This window comes from Pseudorhodoferax sp. Leaf267 (genome assembly GCF_001422405.1).
In the GTDB taxonomy this organism is placed as follows: domain Bacteria; phylum Pseudomonadota; class Gammaproteobacteria; order Burkholderiales; family Burkholderiaceae_C; genus Pseudorhodoferax.
Genome location: NZ_LMMV01000021.1, coordinates 494,726 through 515,869, shown reverse-complemented (window position 1 = coordinate 515,869; position 21,144 = coordinate 494,726). Strand labels below are relative to the sequence as shown.

At 66.9% G+C, this 21,144-nt stretch carries 13 protein-coding genes; 9 read left to right on the top strand and 4 right to left on the bottom strand.

Annotation, left to right across the window (positions count from 1 at the left end; all coding sequences use genetic code 11):
• The 6 genes from dnaE to ASF43_RS19400 all read left to right on the top strand — a co-directional run bounded on the left by dnaE (position 1) and on the right by ASF43_RS19400 (position 10,437).
• A complete protein-coding gene (gene dnaE, locus ASF43_RS19425; protein WP_056184387.1) occupies positions 1-3,549 on the top strand; it encodes a DNA polymerase III subunit alpha in 3,549 nt (1,182 codons plus the stop codon).
• 97 nt (positions 3,550-3,646) lie between these two features.
• On the top strand, positions 3,647-5,791 hold the full coding sequence (gene ppk1 / locus ASF43_RS19420; RefSeq protein WP_082497983.1) for a polyphosphate kinase 1: 2,145 nt from the start codon (positions 3,647-3,649) through the stop codon (positions 5,789-5,791).
• Positions 5,782-6,243 (top strand): histidine phosphatase family protein, encoded by a 462-nt coding sequence (locus ASF43_RS19415; RefSeq protein ID WP_056184384.1) that lies wholly within the window; start codon positions 5,782-5,784, stop codon positions 6,241-6,243. The genes ppk1 and ASF43_RS19415 overlap by 10 nt, the downstream gene beginning before the upstream one ends.
• Positions 6,244-6,367: 124 nt before the next feature.
• On the top strand, positions 6,368-6,727 hold the full coding sequence (gene clpS / locus ASF43_RS19410) for an ATP-dependent Clp protease adapter ClpS (RefSeq protein ID WP_056184632.1): 360 nt from the start codon (positions 6,368-6,370) through the stop codon (positions 6,725-6,727).
• A gap of 69 nt (positions 6,728-6,796) precedes the next feature.
• Positions 6,797-9,136 (top strand): ATP-dependent Clp protease ATP-binding subunit ClpA, encoded by a 2,340-nt coding sequence (gene clpA / locus ASF43_RS19405; RefSeq protein WP_056184382.1) that lies wholly within the window; start codon positions 6,797-6,799, stop codon positions 9,134-9,136.
• Positions 9,137-9,315: 179 nt separating this feature from the next.
• Positions 9,316-10,437, top strand: a complete 1,122-nt coding sequence (locus ASF43_RS19400) for a serine hydrolase (RefSeq protein WP_056184380.1) — start codon at positions 9,316-9,318, stop codon at positions 10,435-10,437.
• A 58-nt stretch (positions 10,438-10,495) separates the two neighbouring features.
• Here ASF43_RS19400 and ASF43_RS19395 read toward each other — a convergent pair whose 3' ends face one another.
• The 3 genes from ASF43_RS19395 to aat are packed head-to-tail and all read right to left on the bottom strand — an operon-like array spanning position 10,496 to position 12,791.
• Positions 10,496-11,290 carry an IclR family transcriptional regulator gene (locus ASF43_RS19395; protein WP_056184378.1) on the bottom strand — a complete coding sequence of 265 codons (795 nt, stop codon included), beginning with the start codon at positions 11,288-11,290 and terminating at the stop codon, positions 10,496-10,498.
• Complete coding sequence (locus ASF43_RS19390) at positions 11,287-12,030, bottom strand: arginyltransferase (protein WP_056184376.1); 744 nt, start codon at positions 12,028-12,030, stop codon at positions 11,287-11,289. The genes ASF43_RS19395 and ASF43_RS19390 overlap by 4 nt, the downstream gene beginning before the upstream one ends.
• Positions 12,027-12,791, bottom strand: coding sequence for a leucyl/phenylalanyl-tRNA--protein transferase (gene aat, locus ASF43_RS19385; RefSeq protein WP_056184374.1), 765 nt, complete (start codon positions 12,789-12,791; stop codon positions 12,027-12,029). The genes ASF43_RS19390 and aat overlap by 4 nt, the downstream gene beginning before the upstream one ends.
• Before the next feature lie 224 nt (positions 12,792-13,015).
• On the opposite strand from aat, the gene ASF43_RS19380 reads away from it, so the two are divergent.
• Positions 13,016-14,674 carry an HD family phosphohydrolase gene (locus tag ASF43_RS19380; RefSeq protein ID WP_082497982.1) on the top strand — a complete coding sequence of 553 codons (1,659 nt, stop codon included), beginning with the start codon at positions 13,016-13,018 and terminating at the stop codon, positions 14,672-14,674.
• Between the two features lie 3 nt (positions 14,675-14,677).
• Here ASF43_RS19380 and argA read toward each other — a convergent pair whose 3' ends face one another.
• Positions 14,678-16,027: an amino-acid N-acetyltransferase gene (gene argA / locus ASF43_RS19375; protein WP_056184372.1), complete on the bottom strand. Its 1,350-nt coding sequence runs from the start codon at positions 16,025-16,027 to the stop codon at positions 14,678-14,680.
• A 103-nt stretch (positions 16,028-16,130) separates the two neighbouring features.
• Between argA and hrpA the strand changes: the two genes are divergently transcribed.
• Positions 16,131-20,051, top strand: a complete 3,921-nt coding sequence (gene hrpA / locus ASF43_RS19370; protein WP_056184370.1) for an ATP-dependent RNA helicase HrpA — start codon at positions 16,131-16,133, stop codon at positions 20,049-20,051.
• A gap of 44 nt (positions 20,052-20,095) precedes the next feature.
• A complete protein-coding gene (locus ASF43_RS19365; RefSeq protein WP_056184368.1) occupies positions 20,096-21,088 on the top strand; it encodes a LysR family transcriptional regulator in 993 nt (330 codons plus the stop codon).
• Positions 21,089-21,144: the final 56 nt, after the last annotated feature.

The window sequence follows — 21,144 nt, the reverse complement described above, 5'->3', positions numbered from 1 at the left end:
ATGTTCGTTCACCTGCGCATCCACACCGAGTTCTCCGTCGTCGACGGCACCAACCGCATCGACGACCTGGTCGGCGTCGCCGCCAAGGACGGCCAGCCCGCCCTGGCCATCACCGACTACAACAATCTGTTCGGGGCCATCAAGTTCTACAAGGCCGCGCGCGGCAAGGGCGTCAAGCCCGTCATCGGCGCCGAGATCGTGGTCGAAGGTCTGGGCGCCGAGCCCGGCAACACCTCACGCCTGCTGCTGCTGGTGCAGAACACGCAGGGCTACCTGAACCTGTGCGAGGTGCTGGCCCGGGCCTGGACGCAGAACATCGTCAAGAACCAGGCGGTCGTCAAGCTGGCCTGGCTGCAGGAGCTGGGCGCGGGGCTGCTGTGCCTGTCGGGCGCGCAGTCCGGCGCGGTGGGCCAGGCACTGGTGCAGCGCGACGCGACCCGCGCCTCGGCCGTGGCGCTGCAACTGGCGGGGGTGTTCCCGCATCGCTTCTACATCGAGGTGCAGCGCGCCGGGCGGCCGGACGACGAGGCCCATGTCGTGGCCGCCGTCACATTGGCCTCACGCCTGAAGCTGCCGGTCGTGGCCACGCATCCCGTGCAATTCACCGCCGAGGGTGACTACGAGGCGCACGAGGCGCGCGTGTGCATTGCCGATGGCGAGATCCTGAGCAACCAGCGGCGTGTGCGCCGCTTCACGCGCGAGCAGTACTTCAAGTCGGCAGCGCAGATGGAGGCCTTGTTCGCCGACATCCCTTCCGCCATCGCCAACACGGCAGAGATCGCCAAGCGCTGCAACCTCACGCTGGTGCTGGGCAAGCCGCAGTTGCCCAACTTCCCGATCCCCGAAGTCGACGGCCGGATCATGAACACCGAGGAGTACTTCCGCCACGTCTCGCACGAGGGGCTGGAAGACCGCCTGGCGCACCTGTACCCCGACGTGGCCAAACGCGACGCCGAGCGCCCGCGCTATGTGGAGCGGCTGGAGTTCGAGATCAACACGATCCTGAAGATGGGCTTTCCGGGTTACTTCCTGATCGTGGGCGACTTCATCATCTGGGCCAAGCAGAACGGCTGCCCGGTGGGACCGGGCCGGGGCTCGGGCGCTGGCTCGCTCGTTGCCTATGCGCTCAAGATCACCGACCTGGATCCGCTGCAGTACAACCTGCTGTTCGAGCGCTTCCTGAACCCGGAGCGGGTGTCCATGCCCGACTTCGACATCGACTTCTGCCAGGGCAACCGCGACCGCGTGATCGACTACGTGAAGCAGAAGTATGGCAAGGAGGCCGTGAGCCAGATCGCCACCTTCGGCACCATGGCGGCGCGCGCGGCCATCCGCGACGTGGGCCGGGTGCTGGACATGAGCTACACCTTCTGCGATGGCATCAGCAAGCTGATCCCGAACAAGCCCGGCATGTCGGTCACGCTGCAGTACCCGCCCGAGACGAAGAAGGAGGGCGACAAGAACAACTACGCCATCGAGATGGAGCCGGTGCTGGCCCAGCGCATCCAGGACGAGGAAGACGTCAAAACCGTCATCGAGTACGCGCAGGCGCTGGAGGGCATGACGCGCAACATCGGCATGCACGCCGGCGGCGTGCTGATTGCGCCGGGCAAGCTCACCGATTTCTGCCCGCTGTACCAGCAGCCCGGCAGTGAGTCGGCCGTGAGCCAGTACGACAAGGACGACGTGGAGGCCATCGGCCTCGTCAAGTTCGACTTTCTGGGCCTGGCCACGCTGACCATTTTGGAGATCGCGCGCGAATTCATCGTCAAGCGCCATCCGGGGCAGGAGGGCTTTGCCTACGAGAACATCGCGCTGGACGACAAGCCCACCTACCGGCTGTTCCAGGAGGGCAAGACCGAGGCCGTGTTCCAGTTCGAATCGCGCGGCATGCAGGGCATGCTGCGCGACGCCAAGCCCACGCGGCTGGAAGACCTGATCGCGCTGAACGCCTTGTACCGGCCGGGGCCGATGGACCTGATCCCCAGCTTCGTCGCGCGCAAGCACGGCCGCGAAGAGGTGGAGTATCCGCACCCCATGGTGGCCGAGATGCTCAGCGAAACCTACGGCATCATGGTCTACCAGGAGCAGGTGATGCAGACCGCGCAGATCCTGGGCGGGTACTCGCTGGGCGGTGCCGACATGCTGCGCCGGGCCATGGGCAAGAAGAAGGCCGAGGAGATGGCCGAGCACCGCGAGATCTTCCGCAAGGGGGCGGCCAAGAACGGCATCTCGCAGGAGAAGGCCGACGAGGTCTTCGACCTGATGGAGAAGTTCGCAGGCTACGGCTTCAACAAGTCGCATGCCGCCGCCTACTCCCTGCTGGCTTACCACACGGGCTGGCTCAAGGTTCACTACACGGCCGAGTTCTTCTGCGCCAACATGACCGTGGAAATGGACGACACCGACAAGCTCAAGGTGTTGTACGAGGACGCGCTCAAGATGGGCCTGACCTTCGAGCCGCCGGACGTCAACCGCGGTGGCTACCGCTTCGAACCGGTCACCGACAAGGTCATCCGCTACGGCCTGGGCGCCGTCAAGGGCACGGGCCAGCTCGCGATCGAGGCCATCGTCGCGGCACGCGAAGGCCGCGGCGCGGGGCCGTCGGGCGACGTGGCAGGGCCGTTCAAGAGCCTGTTCGACTTCTGCCTGCGCGTGGACCGCGCGCGCATGAACAAGCGCACCGTGGAGGCGTTGATCAAGGCTGGGGCCTTCGACGCGCTGCAGCGCAACCGTGCGGCTCTGATTGCCTCGATCGACCGGGCCTTCGACTTCGCCGCTGCCAGCGTGGCCAACGCCAACCAGGTCGGCCTGTTCGACATGGTGGACTCGCACGCGGCCAGCCACCAGGAGCCGGACCTCGTCGATGCCACGCCCTGGGGCATCAAGGAGCAACTGGTCTACGAGAAGACGGCCGTGGGGTTCTACCTGTCCGGCCATCTGTTCGACGAGGTGGCGCGCGAGGTGCGGCGTTTCGTCAAGCGCGGCCTGGACGACCTGATCGACACGCGCGAGCAGCAGCTGTTCGCCGGCATCGTGACCGATCTGCGCGTCATCAACGGCCAGCGCGGCAAGCTCGCGCTGTTCAAGCTGGACGACAAGTCCGGCGTGGTCGAGGCGCGCGCCGATGAGTCGCTGATCAACCTGCACCGCAACCTGCTCAAGGACGACGAGCTCATCATCGTCATGGGCAAGCTGCAGCCGGATCGCTTCAGCGGCGGCCTGCAGTTGACCGTGCAGCAGATCTGGGACCTGGCCGCTGCGCGCTGCCGCTTCGGCAAGTTCCTGCGTGTCAAAGTGGACCGCACGAACGGCCACAAGACGCCGTCCATCGAGCGGCTGCTGCAGGACTTCCCGGCGCAGCGCGAGCAGTCCGAGCATGGCGAGCTGGTCCGCGGGCTGGCGGTGCGGTTCTCGCTGGTGTTCCCGGAGTTCGTGGCCGAAGACGTGGTGCGGCTGGAAGACAGCAAGTTCTTCCCCACCGACGCAGCACTGGCCGGCTTTTGCGCCCAGGCCCATGAAGGGCAGGCCGGCATCGTGTACGAATAGTCTGTCTTCGTGACGACTTCTCGACGTCATGAAAATGTCACGCAAAGCGCGCAAACTGGCTTTACATTCGCCGGCCCTTGTCTCCGGCGCAAAAGCCATGCTCCTTTCCGCCGATCTGCAGGCCGCCGACAGCGCGGCGCCCACCGTCACGTTCCTGGACCGCGACCACAGCATCCTGGCGTTCAACGAGCGCGTGTTCGACTGGGCCCAGCGCAGCGACGTGCCGCTGCTCGAACGCCTGCGCTACCTGTGCATCGTCTCGTCCAACCTGGATGAATTCTTCGAGGTGCGTGCCGCCACGCACCTGGATGCGGCGAATGGCCGTGTCGTCGATGGCCCCTACACGCAGGAGTCGTTCCGTGCGTTGTCCGAGGCGGCGCACGACCTCGTCGCGCGGCAGTACGCGCTGTTTAACGACACGCTGCAGCCGGCCATGAAGCGCGAGAGCATCCAGATCGTCTCGCATTCGGAGCGCGATGCGGCGCAGCGGCAATGGGTCAAAAGCTACTTCGAGCGCGAGGTGCGGCCGTTGCTGATGCCCACGGGGCTCGACCCGGCGCACCCGTTCCCGCTGGTGGCCAACAAGTCGCTGAACTTCATCGTGCAACTCAAGGGCCGCGACGCATTCGGGCGCGAGAACGACATCTCCATCGTGAAGGTGCCGCGCGTGCTGCCGCGGCTGATCCGCCTGCCCGACAAGCTGACCGGAGGCCGCACCCTGTTCGTGCTGCTGACCAGCGTGATCCGCGCGCACCTTTCCGAGCTGTTTCCAGGCCGCGACGTCGGGCAGTTCTCGCAGTTCCGGGTCACGCGCCACTCGGACCTGGCGATCGACGAGGAGGAGGTCATCAACCTGAGGACCGCACTGCGCCAGGGCCTGGAGTACCGGCACTACGGTGAGGCCGTGCGGCTGGAGGTCTCGGCCAGCTGCGATGCGCAGTTGTCGGACTTCCTGCTGCGCCAGTTCAAGCTGCCGGACCTGGCGCTGTACCGCGTGCACGGCCCGGTGAACTTGGCGCGGCTGACGCAGCTGATCGACCTGGCCAACGTGCCGCGGCTGCTGTTTCCCGAGCACACGCCGGTCTGGCCCCTGCAGTTCCCGGTCGACCAGCCCATGTTCGAGCGCTTGCGCGAGGGCGATGTGCTGGTGCACCAGCCGTTCGAGAGCTTCGACGCGGTGCTGGGCCTGCTGCGCGAGGCTGTGCAGGACCCGCAGGTGCTGGCCATCCGCCAGACCATCTACCGCACGGGCAGCGACCCCGAACTCATGGGCCTGCTGCGCGAAGCCGTGCGGCGCGGCAAGGAGGTCATGGTCGTCGTGGAACTCAAGGCGCGCTTCGACGAGGAGGCCAACATCAACTGGGCCGAGATGCTCGAAGGCATCGGCGCGCAGGTGGTCTATGGCGTCGTGGGCCTGAAGACCCACGCGAAGATGCTGCTGATCACGCGGCGCGAAGGCAGCAAGCTGCGGCGCTACGGGCATCTCTCGACGGGCAACTACAACCCGCGCACGGCCCGTCTGTATACCGACATCAGCTATTTCACGGCGGATCCCAAGCTGACGGCCGACATGGAGCATGTGTTCGTGCACATCACCGGGCAGAGCCGGCTGCCGCACATGGCGCATCTGCTGGTCGCGCCGTTCCATCTGCAAAAGGCGCTGCTGGAGCGCGTCGACGCAATGGCTGTTGCGGCGGCGGCGGGCAAGGCCGCGCGCATCATCGTGAAGACCAACGCGCTGACCGACGAGCAACTCGTGCGGGCGTTGCTGCGCGCGGGCCAGAGCGGCGTGCGCATCGACTTGATCGTGCGCGGCGCCTGCATCCTGCCGGCCCAGGTGCCCGGCGTGTCCGACAACATCCGCGTGCGCTCGGTCGTGGGGCGTTTCCTGGAACACACGCGCGTGTTTTATTTCCGCCAGGGCGACGAGGAGCAGCTGTACCTGTCCAGCGCCGACTGGATGAGCCGCAACATGCTGCGCCGGATCGAACTGGCCTGGCCCGTGACCGACGCCGATCTGCGCCAGCGCGTGGTCGACGAATGCCTGGTGCCGTATCTGCACGACGGCTGCGATGCATGGGATCTGGGGCCGGACGGTCGCTACATCCGTTCGCTGGACGCCGCGCGGGACGAGCACCACAGTGCGCAGCGGGCGTTGGCCCTGCGCTATGCGCAGAGCTCTGTTCAGGCGCTTGCGCCGGCCAGTGAGAGCAACGGCTCCGGAGGCAGAACATGGACCTGATCCTGTGGCGCCACGCCGAGGCCCACGAACCAGGCGCCCATGGCACCGACCTGGAACGCGAGCTGACCGCGCGCGGCCACAAGCAGGCCAGCCGTGTCGCGGCCTGGCTCGATCGCCAGTTGCCGGACGGCGCACGCATCTTCGCCAGCCCGGCGCAGCGCACGGTGCAAACCGTCGATGCGCTGGGACGCAAGTACAAGCTGCGCAACGAGCTGCTGCCCGATGCAGCCCCGGCCGAGCTCCTGGAAGTCGCCCAATGGCCGCAGGGCCGCGGCACCGTGCTGGTCGTCGGCCATCAGCCGACCCTGGGCCAGACCGTGGCCCAGCTCCTGGGCCTGTCGGCGCCGGAACTGGCGCTGCGCAAGGGTGCGCTGTGGTGGTTGCGCACGCGCGAACGCGACGGGCAGCACCAGACCATCGTGGTGGCGGTGCAGGGCCCAGACACTGTTTAGCGCGGTGGCGCCAAAAGGCGCGCGTGAACTCCTGCACGGCCCCACACACCAAGTGCCGCGGGCCGCGCCGCGGCTTGAATTCCCCTTGCTGCAACCCCAGGTAGGCACCGATAGAATGTTTCGCATGGCCACCAAAATTCCTCCCAAGCCCGCACAGCCGAAGGTCAGGCCTTCGCGCCCGGACGACGGTGAATCGGTTGTCCTGGAGCGGCGCACCGAGAAGGTCAAGCCGCCGCAGATGCACATGGTGCTGATGCTCAACGACGACTACACCCCGATGGAGTTCGTCGTCGTCGTGATCCAGGAATTCTTCAGCAAGGACAGGGAGACAGCGACGCAGATCATGCTCAAGATCCATCTCGATGGGCGGGCGGTGTGCGGCGTGTATTCAAAAGACGTGGCGGCGACGAAGGTCGACCAGGTCCTGGAAGCGGCTCGTCAGGCGGGTCACCCGCTGCAATGCGTCAGCGAGCCTGTGGAGTGATCTGTTGAAAAGCGATCCTCCAAACCCATGTAGAGCGCACGTTATCAGCAAGGTGTTAAAGGAATTTTCATGATCGCCCAGGAATTGGAAGTCAGTTTGCACATGGCCTTCGTGGAAGCGCGTCAGCAACGCCACGAGTTCATCACCGTCGAACACCTGCTGCTGGCCTTGCTGGACAACCCCAGTGCTGCCGAGGTACTGCGGGCCTGCTCGGCCAACATCGATGACCTGCGCAAGTCTCTTGCGAACTTCATCAAAGACAACACGCCCCAGGTGGCGGGAACGGACGACGTGGACACCCAGCCCACGCTCGGGTTCCAGCGCGTGATCCAGCGCGCCATCATGCACGTGCAGTCCACCGGCAGCGGCAAGAAGGAAGTCACCGGCGCCAACGTGCTGGTCGCGATCTTCGGCGAGAAGGATTCGCACGCTGTCTACTACCTCCACCAGCAGGGCGTGACGCGGCTGGATGTGGTCAACTTCATCGCCCACGGCATCAAGAAGAGCGACCCGCCCGAGCCCACCAAGGCCAGCGAGTCGCCGGCCGAGAGCGAAGAGGGCGGGAGCGAGAAGAACGAAAAGGCGTCGCCGCTGGAGCAGTTCACGCAGAACCTGAACCAGCTCGCCAAGGACGGCAAGATCGATCCGCTGATTGGACGCGAGTACGAGGTCGAGCGCGTGATCCAGATCCTGTGCCGCCGCCGCAAGAACAATCCCCTGCTGGTGGGCGAGGCTGGCGTCGGCAAGACTGCCATCGCCGAGGGCCTGGCCTGGCGCATCACGCAAAAGGACGTGCCCGAGATCCTGGCCGAGGCACAGGTCTACTCGCTGGACATGGGCGCGCTGCTGGCCGGCACCAAATATCGCGGCGATTTTGAGCAGCGCCTGAAGGGCGTGCTGAAGTCGCTGAAGGACAAGCCCAACGCGGTGCTGTTCATCGACGAGATCCATACGCTGATCGGTGCCGGCGCGGCCTCGGGCGGCACGCTGGACGCGTCCAACTTGCTGAAGCCTGCGCTGTCCAGCGGCCAGCTCAAGTGCATCGGCGCGACCACGTTCACCGAATACCGCGGCATCTTCGAGAAGGACGCGGCCCTGTCGCGGCGCTTCCAGAAGGTCGACGTGGTCGAGCCGACGGTGGAGCAGACGGTGGAGATCCTCAAGGGCTTGAAGTCGCGCTTCGAGGAACACCACAGCGTCAAGTACGCGGCTGCGGCCCTGCAGGCTGCGGCCGAGCTGTCGGCCAAGTACATCAACGATCGCCACTTGCCCGACAAGGCCATCGACGTGATCGACGAAGCTGGCGCCGCCCAACGCATCCTGCCGCCGAGCAAGCGCAAGAAGACCATCAGCAAGACCGAGGTCGAGGAGATCGTTGCCAAGATCGCGCGCATCCCGCCCGCCAACGTGTCCAACGACGACCGCGGCAAACTCAAGACGCTGGAGCGTGACCTGAAGAGCGTGGTGTTCGGCCAGGACAAGGCGCTCGACGTGCTGGCTTCTGCCGTCAAGATGGCGCGCTCGGGCCTGGGCAAGGGCGACAAGCCGATCGGCTCCTTCCTGTTCAGCGGCCCCACCGGCGTCGGCAAGACCGAAGCGGCCAAGCAGCTCGCCTACATCATGGGCATCGAGCTGATCCGCTTCGACATGTCCGAGTACATGGAGCGCCACGCCGTGTCGCGCTTGATCGGCGCGCCTCCGGGCTACGTGGGCTTCGACCAGGGTGGTCTGCTGACCGAGGCCGTCACGAAGAAGCCGCACTGCGTGCTGCTGCTCGACGAAATCGAGAAGGCGCACCCGGACATCTTCAACGTGCTGCTGCAGGTCATGGACCATGGCAGCCTGACGGACAACAACGGGCGCAAGGCCGACTTCCGCAACGTCATCATCATCATGACGACGAACGCGGGTGCCGAGACCATGAACAAGGCGACGATCGGCTTTACGAACCCGCGCGAAGCGGGCGACGAGATGGCCGACATCAAGCGCCTGTTCACGCCTGAGTTCCGCAACCGGCTGGACGCCATCGTCAGCTTCAAGGCACTGGACGAAACCATCATCCTGCGCGTGGTGGACAAGTTCCTGCTGCAGCTCGAGACGCAGCTGGCCGAGAAGAAGGTCGACGTCACGTTCACGGACGCGCTGCGCAAGTACCTGGGCCGCAAGGGCTTCGACCCGCTCATGGGCGCCCGGCCGATGCAGCGCCTGATCCAGGACACGATTCGGCGCGCGCTGGCCGACGAATTGCTCTTTGGCCGCTTGATCGACGGTGGCCGACTGACCGTCGACATCGTGCTGAGCAAGGATGAAAAGGGTGTGGAAACTGGCGAAGTGCAGCTGGACATCCAGCCGCTGCCGAAGAAGGAAGGCAAGCCCAAGCCCGAGGCCGAGGAAGCCACCGCAGGCTGAGCGCGGCCAGACCGCTGCAAAAAGCCGGCACCGCCGAGGTGCCGGCTTTTTCTTGGCTGTCTGTATACGACGCGAGACTGTCCTCAGACTTTAAGTTGGCAGTGCAAGTCGTTGATCTTGCGCATCCTTTTTGACATCGATACACTCGCGCGTCTGTGATTACTTCTCAAGGTGGATGCATGTCTTCTCGTGAAAACCTCAGCCTGCATCGCTTCCTTCAGTGTGTGGTCGTGATGTCATGCCTGTTCGTGCTGGCCTGGCCCAATGCCGATGCCGCGCCCCGCAAGAAGAAGGTCGTCGCCGAGAAGAAGGTCAGCAGTTCTAGGGTCAGCGGTTCCAAGGCCGCTGGCGTCAAGACGGTGGTGGCCAAGCGCCGCGCCGTGACGGTTCGCATCGAGGGGCGCCAGCGGATCGCAACGCCGCGTGCCGAGATCATTCCGGTTCGGCCTTCATTCGGCCAACTCGCCGGCCTGCACTCCGTGGACGATCCCCTGGACCTGAAGTCCAGCGTGGCCCTGGTGATCGACCAGGACACCGACGAAGTGCTGCTGCGCAAGAACGAAAGCGCCGTGCTCCCGATCGCCTCGCTGACCAAGCTCATGACGGGCGTCATCATCACCGAAGCCAACCTGCCGATGGATGAGATGCTGACCATCACGCAGGACGACGTGGACACCGAGAAGGGCAGCCGTTCGCGTCTCGTTGTCGGCACCAGCCTGAGCCGTGGTGAGTTGCTGCATTTGGCGTTGATGTCCAGCGAAAACCGTGCTGCACACGCCTTGGGCCGCACCTTCCCCGGTGGCATGCCAACCTTCGTGAGCCGCATGAACGCCAAGGCGCAGTCTCTGGGCATGCTGGGCACGCGCTATGTCGAGCCGACCGGCCTGTCCAGCAACAACCAGTCCAGCGCCCATGACCTGGCCCTGCTGGTTGGTGCCGCATACCGCGATCCCGTGATCCGCGAACTGTCCACCTCGCCAGGCCATGTCGTGGATCTGGGCAAGCGCACCCTGCAATACAACACCACGAACCGCCTTGTGAAGAACCCGGACTGGGACATTGGCCTGCAGAAGACCGGCTACATCTCCGAGGCTGGCCAGTGCCTGGTGATGCAGGCCAGCATCGCTGGCCGCAAGCTGATCATGGTGTTCCTTGATTCGGCCGGCAAACTCAGCCGGCTGGGCGATGCCGAGCGCGTGCGCAAGTGGGTGGAGGCATCCGCGGCCGCGGCGATCATTGCGCCGACGACGGCCACGCGGGGGTCCCCGACCACCATCCTGCTGCCCGTTTCCACGAAATAGCGGCACCGAGCCCGCAGGCTCATTTGAACAGGGCGGCAGCGATGCCGCCCTTTGCTTTTCAGGCAGGGTGGTTGCGGTGCTCGCGGTAGCCTAGCGAGGCCGAGATGTCGTCGGCCGTGTGCTGCAGCTTGGGCAGCCAGCTCTCGTCGAGCCGGTCGGCCGGGGCCGAGATCGACAGGCCGGCCACCAGGCGGCTCTGGTCGTCGTAGATGCCGGCGGCCATGCAGCGCACCCCCAGCTCGAGTTCCTCGTTGTCACGTGCCACGCCGGACTGGCGCGCAGTGGCGAGCTCGCGCTCCAGCAGGGGCAGCTGCGTCAGGCTGTTCTTGGTGTGGCCGGCCAACCCGGTGCGGGTTGCGTAAGCCCGCACGCGTTGCGGGTCGTCGGCCGCCAGGAACAGCTTGCCGACCGAGGTCAGGTGCAGTGGTGCCCGGCCGCCGATGGCGCGCACCACCTGCATGCCCGAGCGCTCGCTGAAGGCGCGCTCGATGTAGACGATCTCATCACCCTGGCGCAGCGAAAGGTTCACGGGTTGCTGAATCAGCCGGTGCAGCTCGCGCATGGGCGCCAGCGCCGCGTCGCGCACGCTAAGCCGGCCCTTGACCAGGTTGCCGAGCTCCAGCAGACGCATGCCCAGACGGTAACTGCCGGCCTCGGGCCGGTCGACGAAGCGGCCGGTGGCCAAGTCGTTCAGGATGCGGTGCGTGGTCGAGGGGTGCAGGCCCGTCTTCTCGCTGATCTCCTTGAGCGACATCGCTTCCTCGCGCGAGGCCAGCACGTCGATCAGCGCGAACATGCGCTCGATCACCTGCACCGTGGGCACGGCCGGCGTTTGCGGGTCGTTCTTCTTCATGAAGGTGCGCCATCCTGCCAGCGCCCATCCATGCGCAGCTGGTGGGGCCGGAAACGGGACTTGTAATTCATCTTGTCGCTTTGCCGTATCCAGTAGCCCAGGTAGACATGGTCCAGCTCCATGGAGCGGGCCTGGTCGATCTGCCAGAGCACGCTGTAAGTGCCGTAGCTGGTCCGGGGCTCGGGTTCGTAGAAGGTGTAGACCGCCGACAACCCGTCGTTCAGGATGTCCAGGATGGACACCATCTTGAGCCGCTCAGGCTGGTCGCCCTGGGCCGGCTCGTGGAATTCGACCAGGCGCGAGTTCACGCGACTTTGCAGCAGGAACTGCGTGTACTGGTCGATGCTGTCGTGGTCCATGCCGCCGCCGGCGTGCCGGCCGTTCTGGTAGCGCAGGTAGAGCTGGTAGTGCTCTGGCACGAAGCACAGCTTGAGCACGCGCGCCTGCAGCCCTCGGTGCTGCGCCCAGGCGCGGCGCTGGCTGCGGTCGGCCACGAAGGCCTTGGCCTGCACGCGCAGCGGCACGCAGGCCTGGCACCCGTCGCAATGCGGGCGGTAGGTGAACATGCCGCTGCGGCGAAAGCCGCTCTGGACGAGTTCGGAGTAGGTGTCGCTCTGGATCAGATGTCCCGGTGTGGCCACTTGCGAGCGGGCCTGCCGGTCGGCGAGGTAGCTGCACGGATACGGCGCCGTGGCATAGAACTGCAGGGTCTGCAGCGGGAGATCGTTCAGGTGTGTCACGCTGATGCCGGCGGCGAGGAGAACAACGCGGGCCAGTATACGGGGTCGAATCTCCAGCGCAGGGGGCCTTTGGCGGCGTCCCTTTGCAGCTGCAGGGTGAAGTCCGATCGCGCGATTTCGCGCGCGCCCAGCGAGGCCAGATGGGCCGTGTTCTGCTGGCAATCGATGCGCGTCACGCCGTGCGCGCGGCACAGCGCGACGAGCGCGGACAGCGCGATTTTGGACGCATCGGTCGCACGCGCGAACATGGATTCGCCAAACACAGCCCGGCCGAGGGCCACGCAGTACAGGCCGCCGACCATCCGGCCGTCGACCCATGTCTCCACACTGTGGGCGTCGCCGGCTGCGTGCAGCGCCTCATACGCCTGCACCATGTCCGCGACGATCCAGGTGCCCGATTGCCCGTCGCGTGGGCTGGCGGCGCAGGCGCGGATGACCTCGCCGAACGCGCTGTCGATGCGCACCTCGCAGCGCGGGTGGGCCGCGAAGCGTTGCAAGGTTTTGCGCAGGGAGCGGTGGAGCCGGAACTCGTCCACGTGCAGCACCATGCGCGGGTCCGGGCTCCACCACAGGATGGGCTGGCCCTCGCTGAACCAGGGGAACACCCCACTGCCATAGGCCAGGCGCAGGCTCTCCACGTCCAGGCTACCGCCGGCCGCCAGCAGGCCTGGCGCGGGATCGTGCGGTCCCCATGCGCCGCTGACCGCAGGCAGGCGGTCGCCGGGCGCGAGCCAGGGCAGAGGAGTTTGTGGATTGGCCATGAAACCGTCAGCAATGGCGCGCCCGCCGTGCCGTGCCGGGCGGAAGCGGACGCCGGATGAGTGGCAGGGCGAAAAACCCATTGGGTGGCATGGCGGCCTCATCATCCGAAATGATCAGAGCGAGCATGGTAACGAGATGTGGGCGACGGTACAGTGCACGTTTCAAATTCCGGCCACATCACGTCGTTCAACGTGAACGGTTGGTCCGGACGACAAGGAACACTATGGCGATGGATCTCGTGGGCGACCTGCTTGCCCGGCTGGACCAACTCAATGCGATCGGCGCGGCTCTGTCCAAGGAGCGGAACACCGATGCCCTGCTCGAAGGCATCCTGATCGCGGCCAAGAACATCACGCATGCCGATGGCGGCACGCTCTACCGCATGACCGAGGACGGCAGCGCGCTGCGTTTCGAGATCATGCGCACCAACTCCCTGAACCTGTTCCTGGGTGGCACGACCGGCCGGTCCATCGACTTCCCGCCGCTGCAATTGATCAATCCGGACGGCGGGTTCAACGACGTCATGGTGGCGACCTACGCCGCCATCCACGACCGCACCGTCAACATCGCCGACGCCTACGCCGAAGAGGGCTTCGACTTCTCCGGCACGCGGGCCTTCGACGCGCGCACCGGCTACCGCTCGCAATCCTTCCTCACGGTGCCGATGAAGAACCACGACGGCGAGGTGATCGGCGTGCTGCAGCTGATCAACGCGCAGGAGCCGGACCTGAACCGTGTCGTCACCTTCTCCGAGGCCGACCAGCGCCTGGTCGAATCGCTGGCGTCCCAGGCGGCGATCGCGTTGTCGAACCGCGCGCTGATCATCCAGCTGGAGGAGTTGTTCGAGTCCTTCATCCGGCTCATCAACATGGCGATCGACGACAAGTCGCCTTATACCGGTGGCCACTGCAACCGCGTGCCCGAGCTCACGATGATGCTGGCTGATGCGGTCGACGCCACGGCCGAGGGCCCGCTGGCCAGCTTCAAGATGACCGAGCGTGACCGCTACGAGCTCAAGATCGCCGGCTTGCTGCATGACTGCGGCAAGATCTCCACACCCGTCCATGTGGTCGACAAAGCCACCAAGCTGCAAACCCTGTTTGACCGCATTGCGCTGCTCGATACCCGCTTCGAGGTGGCCCGGCGCGACGTCGAGATCGAGACACTCAAGCGCCAGCTGGCATTGCGCCCCCGCACCGATGCCGCGGCCGAGGCGCGCGTGGCCGAGGAGGGCGCAGCGCAGCGCGCCGCCTTGGAGGACGACCGCAATTTCGTGCGCCGTCTCAACGTGGGCGCCGAGCGCATCGACGACGGCACCCTGGCGCGGCTGCAGGCGTTGTCGGCCCAGCGCCGCTGGACCGGCCCGGACGGCGAGGTCGTACCCTTCCTGACGGCCGACGAGCTGGAGAACCTGTCGATCCGCCGCGGCACGCTCAACGCCAAGGAGCGCGACATCATCAACTACCACATCGTCGCCACCATCCGCATGCTTGAGCAGGTGCCATGGCCCAAGCACCTGCGCAACGTGCCCGAATTCGCCGGCGGCCACCACGAGCGCATGGACGGGCGCGGCTACCCCAAGGGCCTCACGCGCAACCAGATGTCGCTGCAGGCGCGCATGCTGGGCATCGCCGACATCTTCGAGGCCCTGACGGCCGTCGACCGGCCCTACAAGGTGGGCATGAAGGTGTCCAAGGCGCTGGAGATCATGGTGCGCTTCAAGAAGAGCGGCCACATCGACCCGGACCTGTTCGACGTGTTCATGCGCGAAGGCGTGTACCGGCGCTATGCGGAGCGGTTTCTCGACGCAGAGCAGTACGACGTCGTGGCCGTCGACCAGATGGTGCAGGCCGACGAGGCAGCGCAGCCGGCCTCGCCCTGAGGCTCAGGCCAGCTTCTTCACCAGCACCTGGCTGCGCCGGTCCCAGTTGTACTTGCGCTTGCGCGCCTCGGGCAGCCATTCCGGGTCCACCACCTGGAAGCCGCGCTTGATGAACCAGTGCATGGTGCGCGTGGTCAGCACGAAGATGCTGGTCAGGCCCGCGGCGCGCGCGCGGTGCTCGATGCGCTTGAGCACTTTCTCGCCATCGCCCTGGCCCTGGCTTTGCGGCGACACCGTCAGCGCCGCCATTTCGGCCGTCTTGGCCTCGGGGTAGGGGTACAGCGCCGCGCACGCGAAGATCACGCCGTCGTGCTCGATCACGGTGTACAGCTGCACGTCGCGCTCGATCTCGGTGCGGCTGCGCTTGACTAGCGTGCCGTCCTTCTCGAAGGGCTCGATGAGTTGCAGGATGCCGCCCACGTCGTCCACGCTGGCCTCGCGCACGCTCTCCAGCTTCTCGTCGATGACCATGGTGCCCACGCCGTCGTGCACGTAGATCTCCAGCAGCAGCGCGCCGTCCAGCGAGAACGGCAGGATGTGGCTGCGCTCCACGCCGGCCTTGCAGGCCTTCACGCAGTGCTGCAGGTAGAAGCCCGAGTCGGTGGGCTGCAGCGGCGCCGGCAGCTGGGCCAGCAATTGCTCGGCGGCGGCCAGCGGCAGTTCGGTGTCGATGGGGTTGTCCTCCGACTCGGGCTCGGTCGGCTTGATGCGGATGCCGGGAACCTCGGTCAGGAACACCAGCTTGTCGGCCTGCAGCGCCGTGGCCACGCTGGTGGCCACCTCTTCCATCGCCAGGTTGAAGGCCTCGCCCGTGGGCGAAAAGCCGAACGGCGACAGCAGCACCATGGCGCCCATGTCCAGCGTGCGCAGGATGCCGGCCACGTCGACCTTGCGCACCGAGCCCGAGTGCTGGAAGTCCACGCCGTCCACGATGCCGATCGGCCGCGCCGTGATGAAGTTGCCCGAGATCACGCGCACCGTGGCGCCGGCCATGGGCGTGTTGGGCAGGCCCTGGCTGAAGGCCGCCTCGATCTCGTAGCGCAGCTGGCCCGCGGCCTCCTGTGCGCAATCGAGCGCCACGCTGTCGGTGATGCGCATGCCGTGCGAGAACTTCGCCGCATGGCCCTTGGCGCGCAGCTGCTCGTTGACCTGCGGCCGAAAGCCATGCACCAGCACGATCTTCACGCCCATGGCCTGGATCAGCGCCAAATCTTGCGCGATGCTTTGCAGCTTGCCGGCCGCGATCGCCTCGCCCGCGATGCCGACCACGAATGTCTTGCCGCGGTGCGTGTGGATGTAGGGCGCCACCGACCGGAACCAGGGCACGAAGGTGAAATTGAAGACTGCGGACATGGGCGGCGGGTGGGCGCTGAGGGCTTGGGGTTGTGCAGGGGCTGCACTGGGATAATCCCGGATTCTCTACGAAGTCCCCCCGCGGAACGCGCCCCATCTCCATATGCCCGAAGCCCCCGCGGCGCCCCCGGCGCCAGCCTTCACGCTGAGCTTTCCCGAATCGCTGCCCGTCTCCGGCCGGCGCGAGGAAATCATGGCCGCCATCGCGGCTCACCAGGTCGTCATCGTCTGCGGCGAGACCGGCTCGGGCAAGACCACGCAGCTGCCCAAGATCGCGCTGGCGCTGGGCCGCGGCAAGTGCAACGCGCCCGAGGGCAGGGGCCGGCTCATCGGCCACACGCAGCCGCGCCGCATCGCCGCCAGCTCGGTCGCCAAGCGCATCGCCGAAGAGATGAAATCGCCGCTGGGCGAGGTCGTGGGCTTCAAGGTGCGGTTCCAGGACCGCCTGTCGCGCAACGCCTCGGTCAAGCTGATGACCGACGGCATCCTGCTGGCCGAGACGCAGACCGACCCGCTGCTCAAGGCGTATGACACGCTGATCATCGACGAGGCGCACGAGCGCAGCCTGAACATCGATTTCCTGCTGGGCTACCTGCGCCAGATCCTGCCGCGCCGGCCCGACCTCAAGGTCATCGTCACCTCGGCCACCATCGACGCCGACCGTTTCGCGAACCACTTCAAGAGTGCGAATGGCCCGGCGCCCGTCATCATGGTCTCGGGCCGCATGTTCCCCGTGGAGCAGCGCTGGCGCCCGTTCGAGGAGTCGCGTGACTTCGGCTTGAACGAGGCCATCGCCGAGGGTGTGGATGAGCTTTGGCGCGACCCGCGCCAGGCCGGCGACATCCTGGTCTTCCTGCCCGGCGAGCGCGAGATCCGCGAGGCCGCCGACCACCTGCGCGGCCACCTGCAGCACCAGCCCGTGCTGCGCGACGCCCAGGTGCTGCCGCTGTTCGCGCGCCTGAGCCAGGCCGAGCAGGACGAGATCTTCGTGCTGCGCGGCAAGAGGCGCATCGTGCTGGCCACCAACGTGGCCGAGACCTCGCTCACCGTGCCCGGCATCCGCTACGTGATCGATGCCGGCACGGCGCGCGTCAAGCGCTACAGCCTGCGCAGCAAGGTCGAGCAGCTGCTGGTCGAGCCCATCAGCCAGGCCGCGGCCAACCAGCGCGCCGGCCGCTGCGGCCGCGTGGCCGACGGCATCTGCATCCGCCTGTATGGCGAGGACGACTTCAACGGCCGCCCGCGCTTCACCGACCCCGAGATCCTGCGCAGCTCGCTCGCCGGCGTGATCCTGCGCATGAAGTCGCTGCACCTGGGCGAGGTGGAGGATTTCCCCTTCGTCGAGGCGCCGTCCAAGCGTGCCATCACCGACGGCTACCAGCTGCTCAACGAACTCGGCGCGGTGGACGACAACAACGTGCTGACCGCTGTCGGCGCCGAGCTGGCGCGCCTGCCGCTGGACCCGCGCGTGGGCCGCATCATCCTGGCCGGCCGCGACCGCAAGGCCCTGAGCGAGGTGCTGGTCATCGCGTCCGCGCTGTCGGTGCAGGACGTGCGCGACCGTCCCATGGACATGCAGGCCCAGGCCGACCAGCAGCATGCCAAGTTCGACGACGAGAAGAGCGAGTTCAGTGGGTATCTGCGGCTGTGGCACTGGATCCATGATGCGCGGGGCGGGGCACCCTCACCCCAACCCTCTCCCGCGGGCGGGAGAGGGGGCAAGACCGGCGCGCCTGCCGAGGTTCCGCATGCCACGCACAAGCTCAGCAACCGCCAATACGAGCAACTGCTGCGCCAGAACTTCATCAACATCCGCCGCGTGCGCGAGTGGCGCGACATCCACAGCCAGCTGCTGACCGTCGTCACCGAACACCGCTGGAAGCTCAACGACGAGCCCGCCAGCTACGAGCAGCTGCACATGGCCATGCTGGCCGGCCTGCTCGGCAACATCGGCCTGAAGCCCGAGGACGACGACGCGTACCTGGGCGCGCGCGGCATCAAGTTCTACCGCCATCCCGGCGCGCACTTGAAGAAGAAGCCCGGCCGCTGGATCGCCGCTGCGGAATTGGTCGAGACCACGCGCCTGTTCGGCCGCGGCATCGCCAACATCGAACCGCAGTGGCTCGAAGAGGTCGGCGGCCACCTGCTCAAGAAACAACTGCTCGACCCGCACTGGGAAAAGAAGGCCGCCGAGGTCGTGGCGTTGGAGCGCGCCACGCTGTACGGCCTGGTCATCTACAACAACCGCCGCGTGCCCTTCCACCGCGTGGACGCGGTCGGCGCGCGCGAGGTTTTCATCCGCGAAGGCCTGGTCGCGGGCCAGTGGGAGACCAGGCTGCCGTTCGCCGCGGCCAACCAGCGCACCATCGCGCAAGTGGAGGCGCTGGAGCACAAGTCGCGCCGTCAGGACGTGCTGGTCGACGAAGAGCTGATCTACGCCTACTACGACAAGCAGCTGCCGGCCGACGTCTACAGCGGCCGCACCTTCGAGGCCTGGTGGCGCGAGGCCGTCAAGACCAACCCCAAGCTGCTGCTGCTCTCGCGCGAGGAGCTCATGCGCCACGAGGCCGCTGGCATCACGACCGACGCCTTTCCGCGCACGGTGCGCCTGGGCGGCGTGGACTGCGCGGCCACTTACCTGCACGAGCCTGGCAACGCGCGCGACGGCCTCACCGTCACCGTGCCGCTGTTCGTGCTGAACCAGGTGGCGGACGAGCGCTGCGAATGGCTGGTGCCCGGCATGCTCAAGGACAAGATCCAGGCGCTGCTGAAGAGCCTGCCGCAGCGCCCGCGCTCGCGCTTCGTGCCGCTGCCCGAGTCGGCTACGCGCCTGGCGGCCGAGCTGCCGTTCGCGCAGGGCAGCCTCTCCGACACGCTGCTCAAGGCGGTGCGCGATGCGAGCAGCCTGGACGTCAAGCGCACCGACTTCAAGCTCGACATGCTGAGCCCGCATTTGTTCATGAACCTGCAGGTGGTGGACGAGCATGGCCGCCAATTGGGCATGAGCCGTAACCTCGCGGCGCTGAAGGCCGAACTCGGCGCGCAGGCGCGCGGCGCATTCCAGGCCCTGGCCGGCCTGAAGCTGGCGGCCACCGTGCAGGCGCCGCAGCCCGAGGCTCCCAAGGCGCCCGTGAAGGGCCAGGCGCCCGACAAGCCCAAGCCCGTCGTGCCCGAAGGCCAGTCCTACACCGCCTGGACGTTCGGCGAACTGCCTGAGCTCATGGAAATCCGCAAGGGCGGCCAGTCGTTGGTGGGCTTTCCGGCGCTGATCGACGGCGGGGACGCCGTGCGCATCGAGGTCTTCGACGAGCCCGATGTCGCCGCGGCCAGGCACCGCGCCGGCCTGCGCCGCTTGTTCGCGCTGCAGATCCGCGACGCGCTGAAGTACCTGGAAAAGAACATCCCCGACCTGCAGAAGATGGCGGTCGCCTTCATGCCGCTGGGCACGGTGGAAGAGCTGCGCACGCAGATCATCGCCGTGGCGCTGGACCGCGCCTTCCTGCTCGACCCGCTGCCCAGCGACGCCATCGCCTTCAAGCGCCGCGTGGAGGAGGGCCGGGGCCGCCTGACCCTGATCGCGGGCGAGGTCGCCCGCCTGGCCAGCGGCATCCTCGTCGAATATGCCGCCGCCGTGCGCAAGCTCAAGGACGCGCGCCCGCCGGCCGACATCGCGGCCGACGTGCAGCAGCAGTTGCAGCGCCTGATGCCCAAGCGCTTCCTCGAAGACACGCCCTGGGCGCAACTGCAGCACGTGGTGCGCTACCTGAAAGCCATCACGCTGCGGCTGGACAAGCTGCGCGCCGACCCGGCGCGCGACGCCGCCCGCATGGCCGAGCTGCGCCCCCAGGAGCAGCGCTACTGGCGCCTGGTGGCGGACCGCAAGGGCCAGGTCGACAGCCGCATGCTCGAGCTGCGCTGGCTGCTCGAGGAGCTGCGCGTGAGCTTCTTCGCGCAGGAGCTGCGCACGCCGCAGCCGGTCAGCGTGAAGCGGCTGGACAAGACCTGGGCGCAGCTGAACCAGTAGCGCCGACAATCCAGCCCCTTTCGTTCACCTGGAGACGGTGACCCATGCAGTCCCACAAGCCCACGCAGTTGCGGCTGGATCTGACCTCCGACCTGCAGAAATGGCGCGCCTTCCTGGCCATCGCCGAGCTCGGCAGCCTCACGCGCGCGGCCCTGTTCCTGGACAGCAACCAATCGCTGCTGAGCCGCCACCTCAACGCGCTGGAGCGCGAGTGCAAGGCGCGGCTGTTCAACCGCACGGGCCGCGGCGTGGCGCTGTCCGATGTGGGCCAGCGCATCTTCCCGCTGGTCAAGGCCTTGCTGTCGGACGCCGAGCAGCTGGAGGCCGAGATCCTGGGCGAAGCGCGCGAGCCGGCCGGCCGCGTCACGCTGGGCTCGCTGCCCTCCATCACCAACCCCATGGTCGGCCGGCTGTTCAAGCAGCTGCGCGAGAAGCACCCGGGCGTGCAGCTCAAGGTGCTGGAAGGCTCCAGCGGCCAGGTCGAGGAATGGTTGGCCGACGCGCGCGTCGACATCGCCATCCTGTACCGCTACGGCAGCGCGCCGCCCGAGAGCGAGCAGGCCCTGGCCATGGTGGACAGCTACCTGATCGGCGCCGCGGGTGATCGGCTCACGGCTGCCGACGAAGTGCCGTTCTCCGCGCTCGATGGGCTGCCCTTTATCCTGCCCGGCGTGCCCAACGGCCTGCGCACTGCGCTGGACGCCATGGCCCGACACGAGCGCATCACGCTGGCCCCCGTCATCGAGGCCGATTCGCTGCCGCTGATGCGCTCCACCGTGGCCGAGGCGCGGCTCTACACCGTGCTGCCGATCCATGCCGTGTGGTCCGAGGTGCAGGAGGGCAAGCTGCAGGCGGCCCGTATCGCGTCGCCCACGCTGCAGCGCATCGTGTCCATGGCGATGGCGCGCAGCAAGGGCCCGAGCCGGGCCGTGGCCGCGGTGGCCGCCGAGATCGTGCAGATCGTGGAAGACAGCGCGCGCAGCGGCATGTGGCGCTCGGGCGCTGCCACACCTGGCGGTTTGCCGGCCGCCGCATAGCAGCCTTGCGCACGTCGGCCACGCGGCCCGGCATGCAGCCTCTAAGCTGGCGGGCC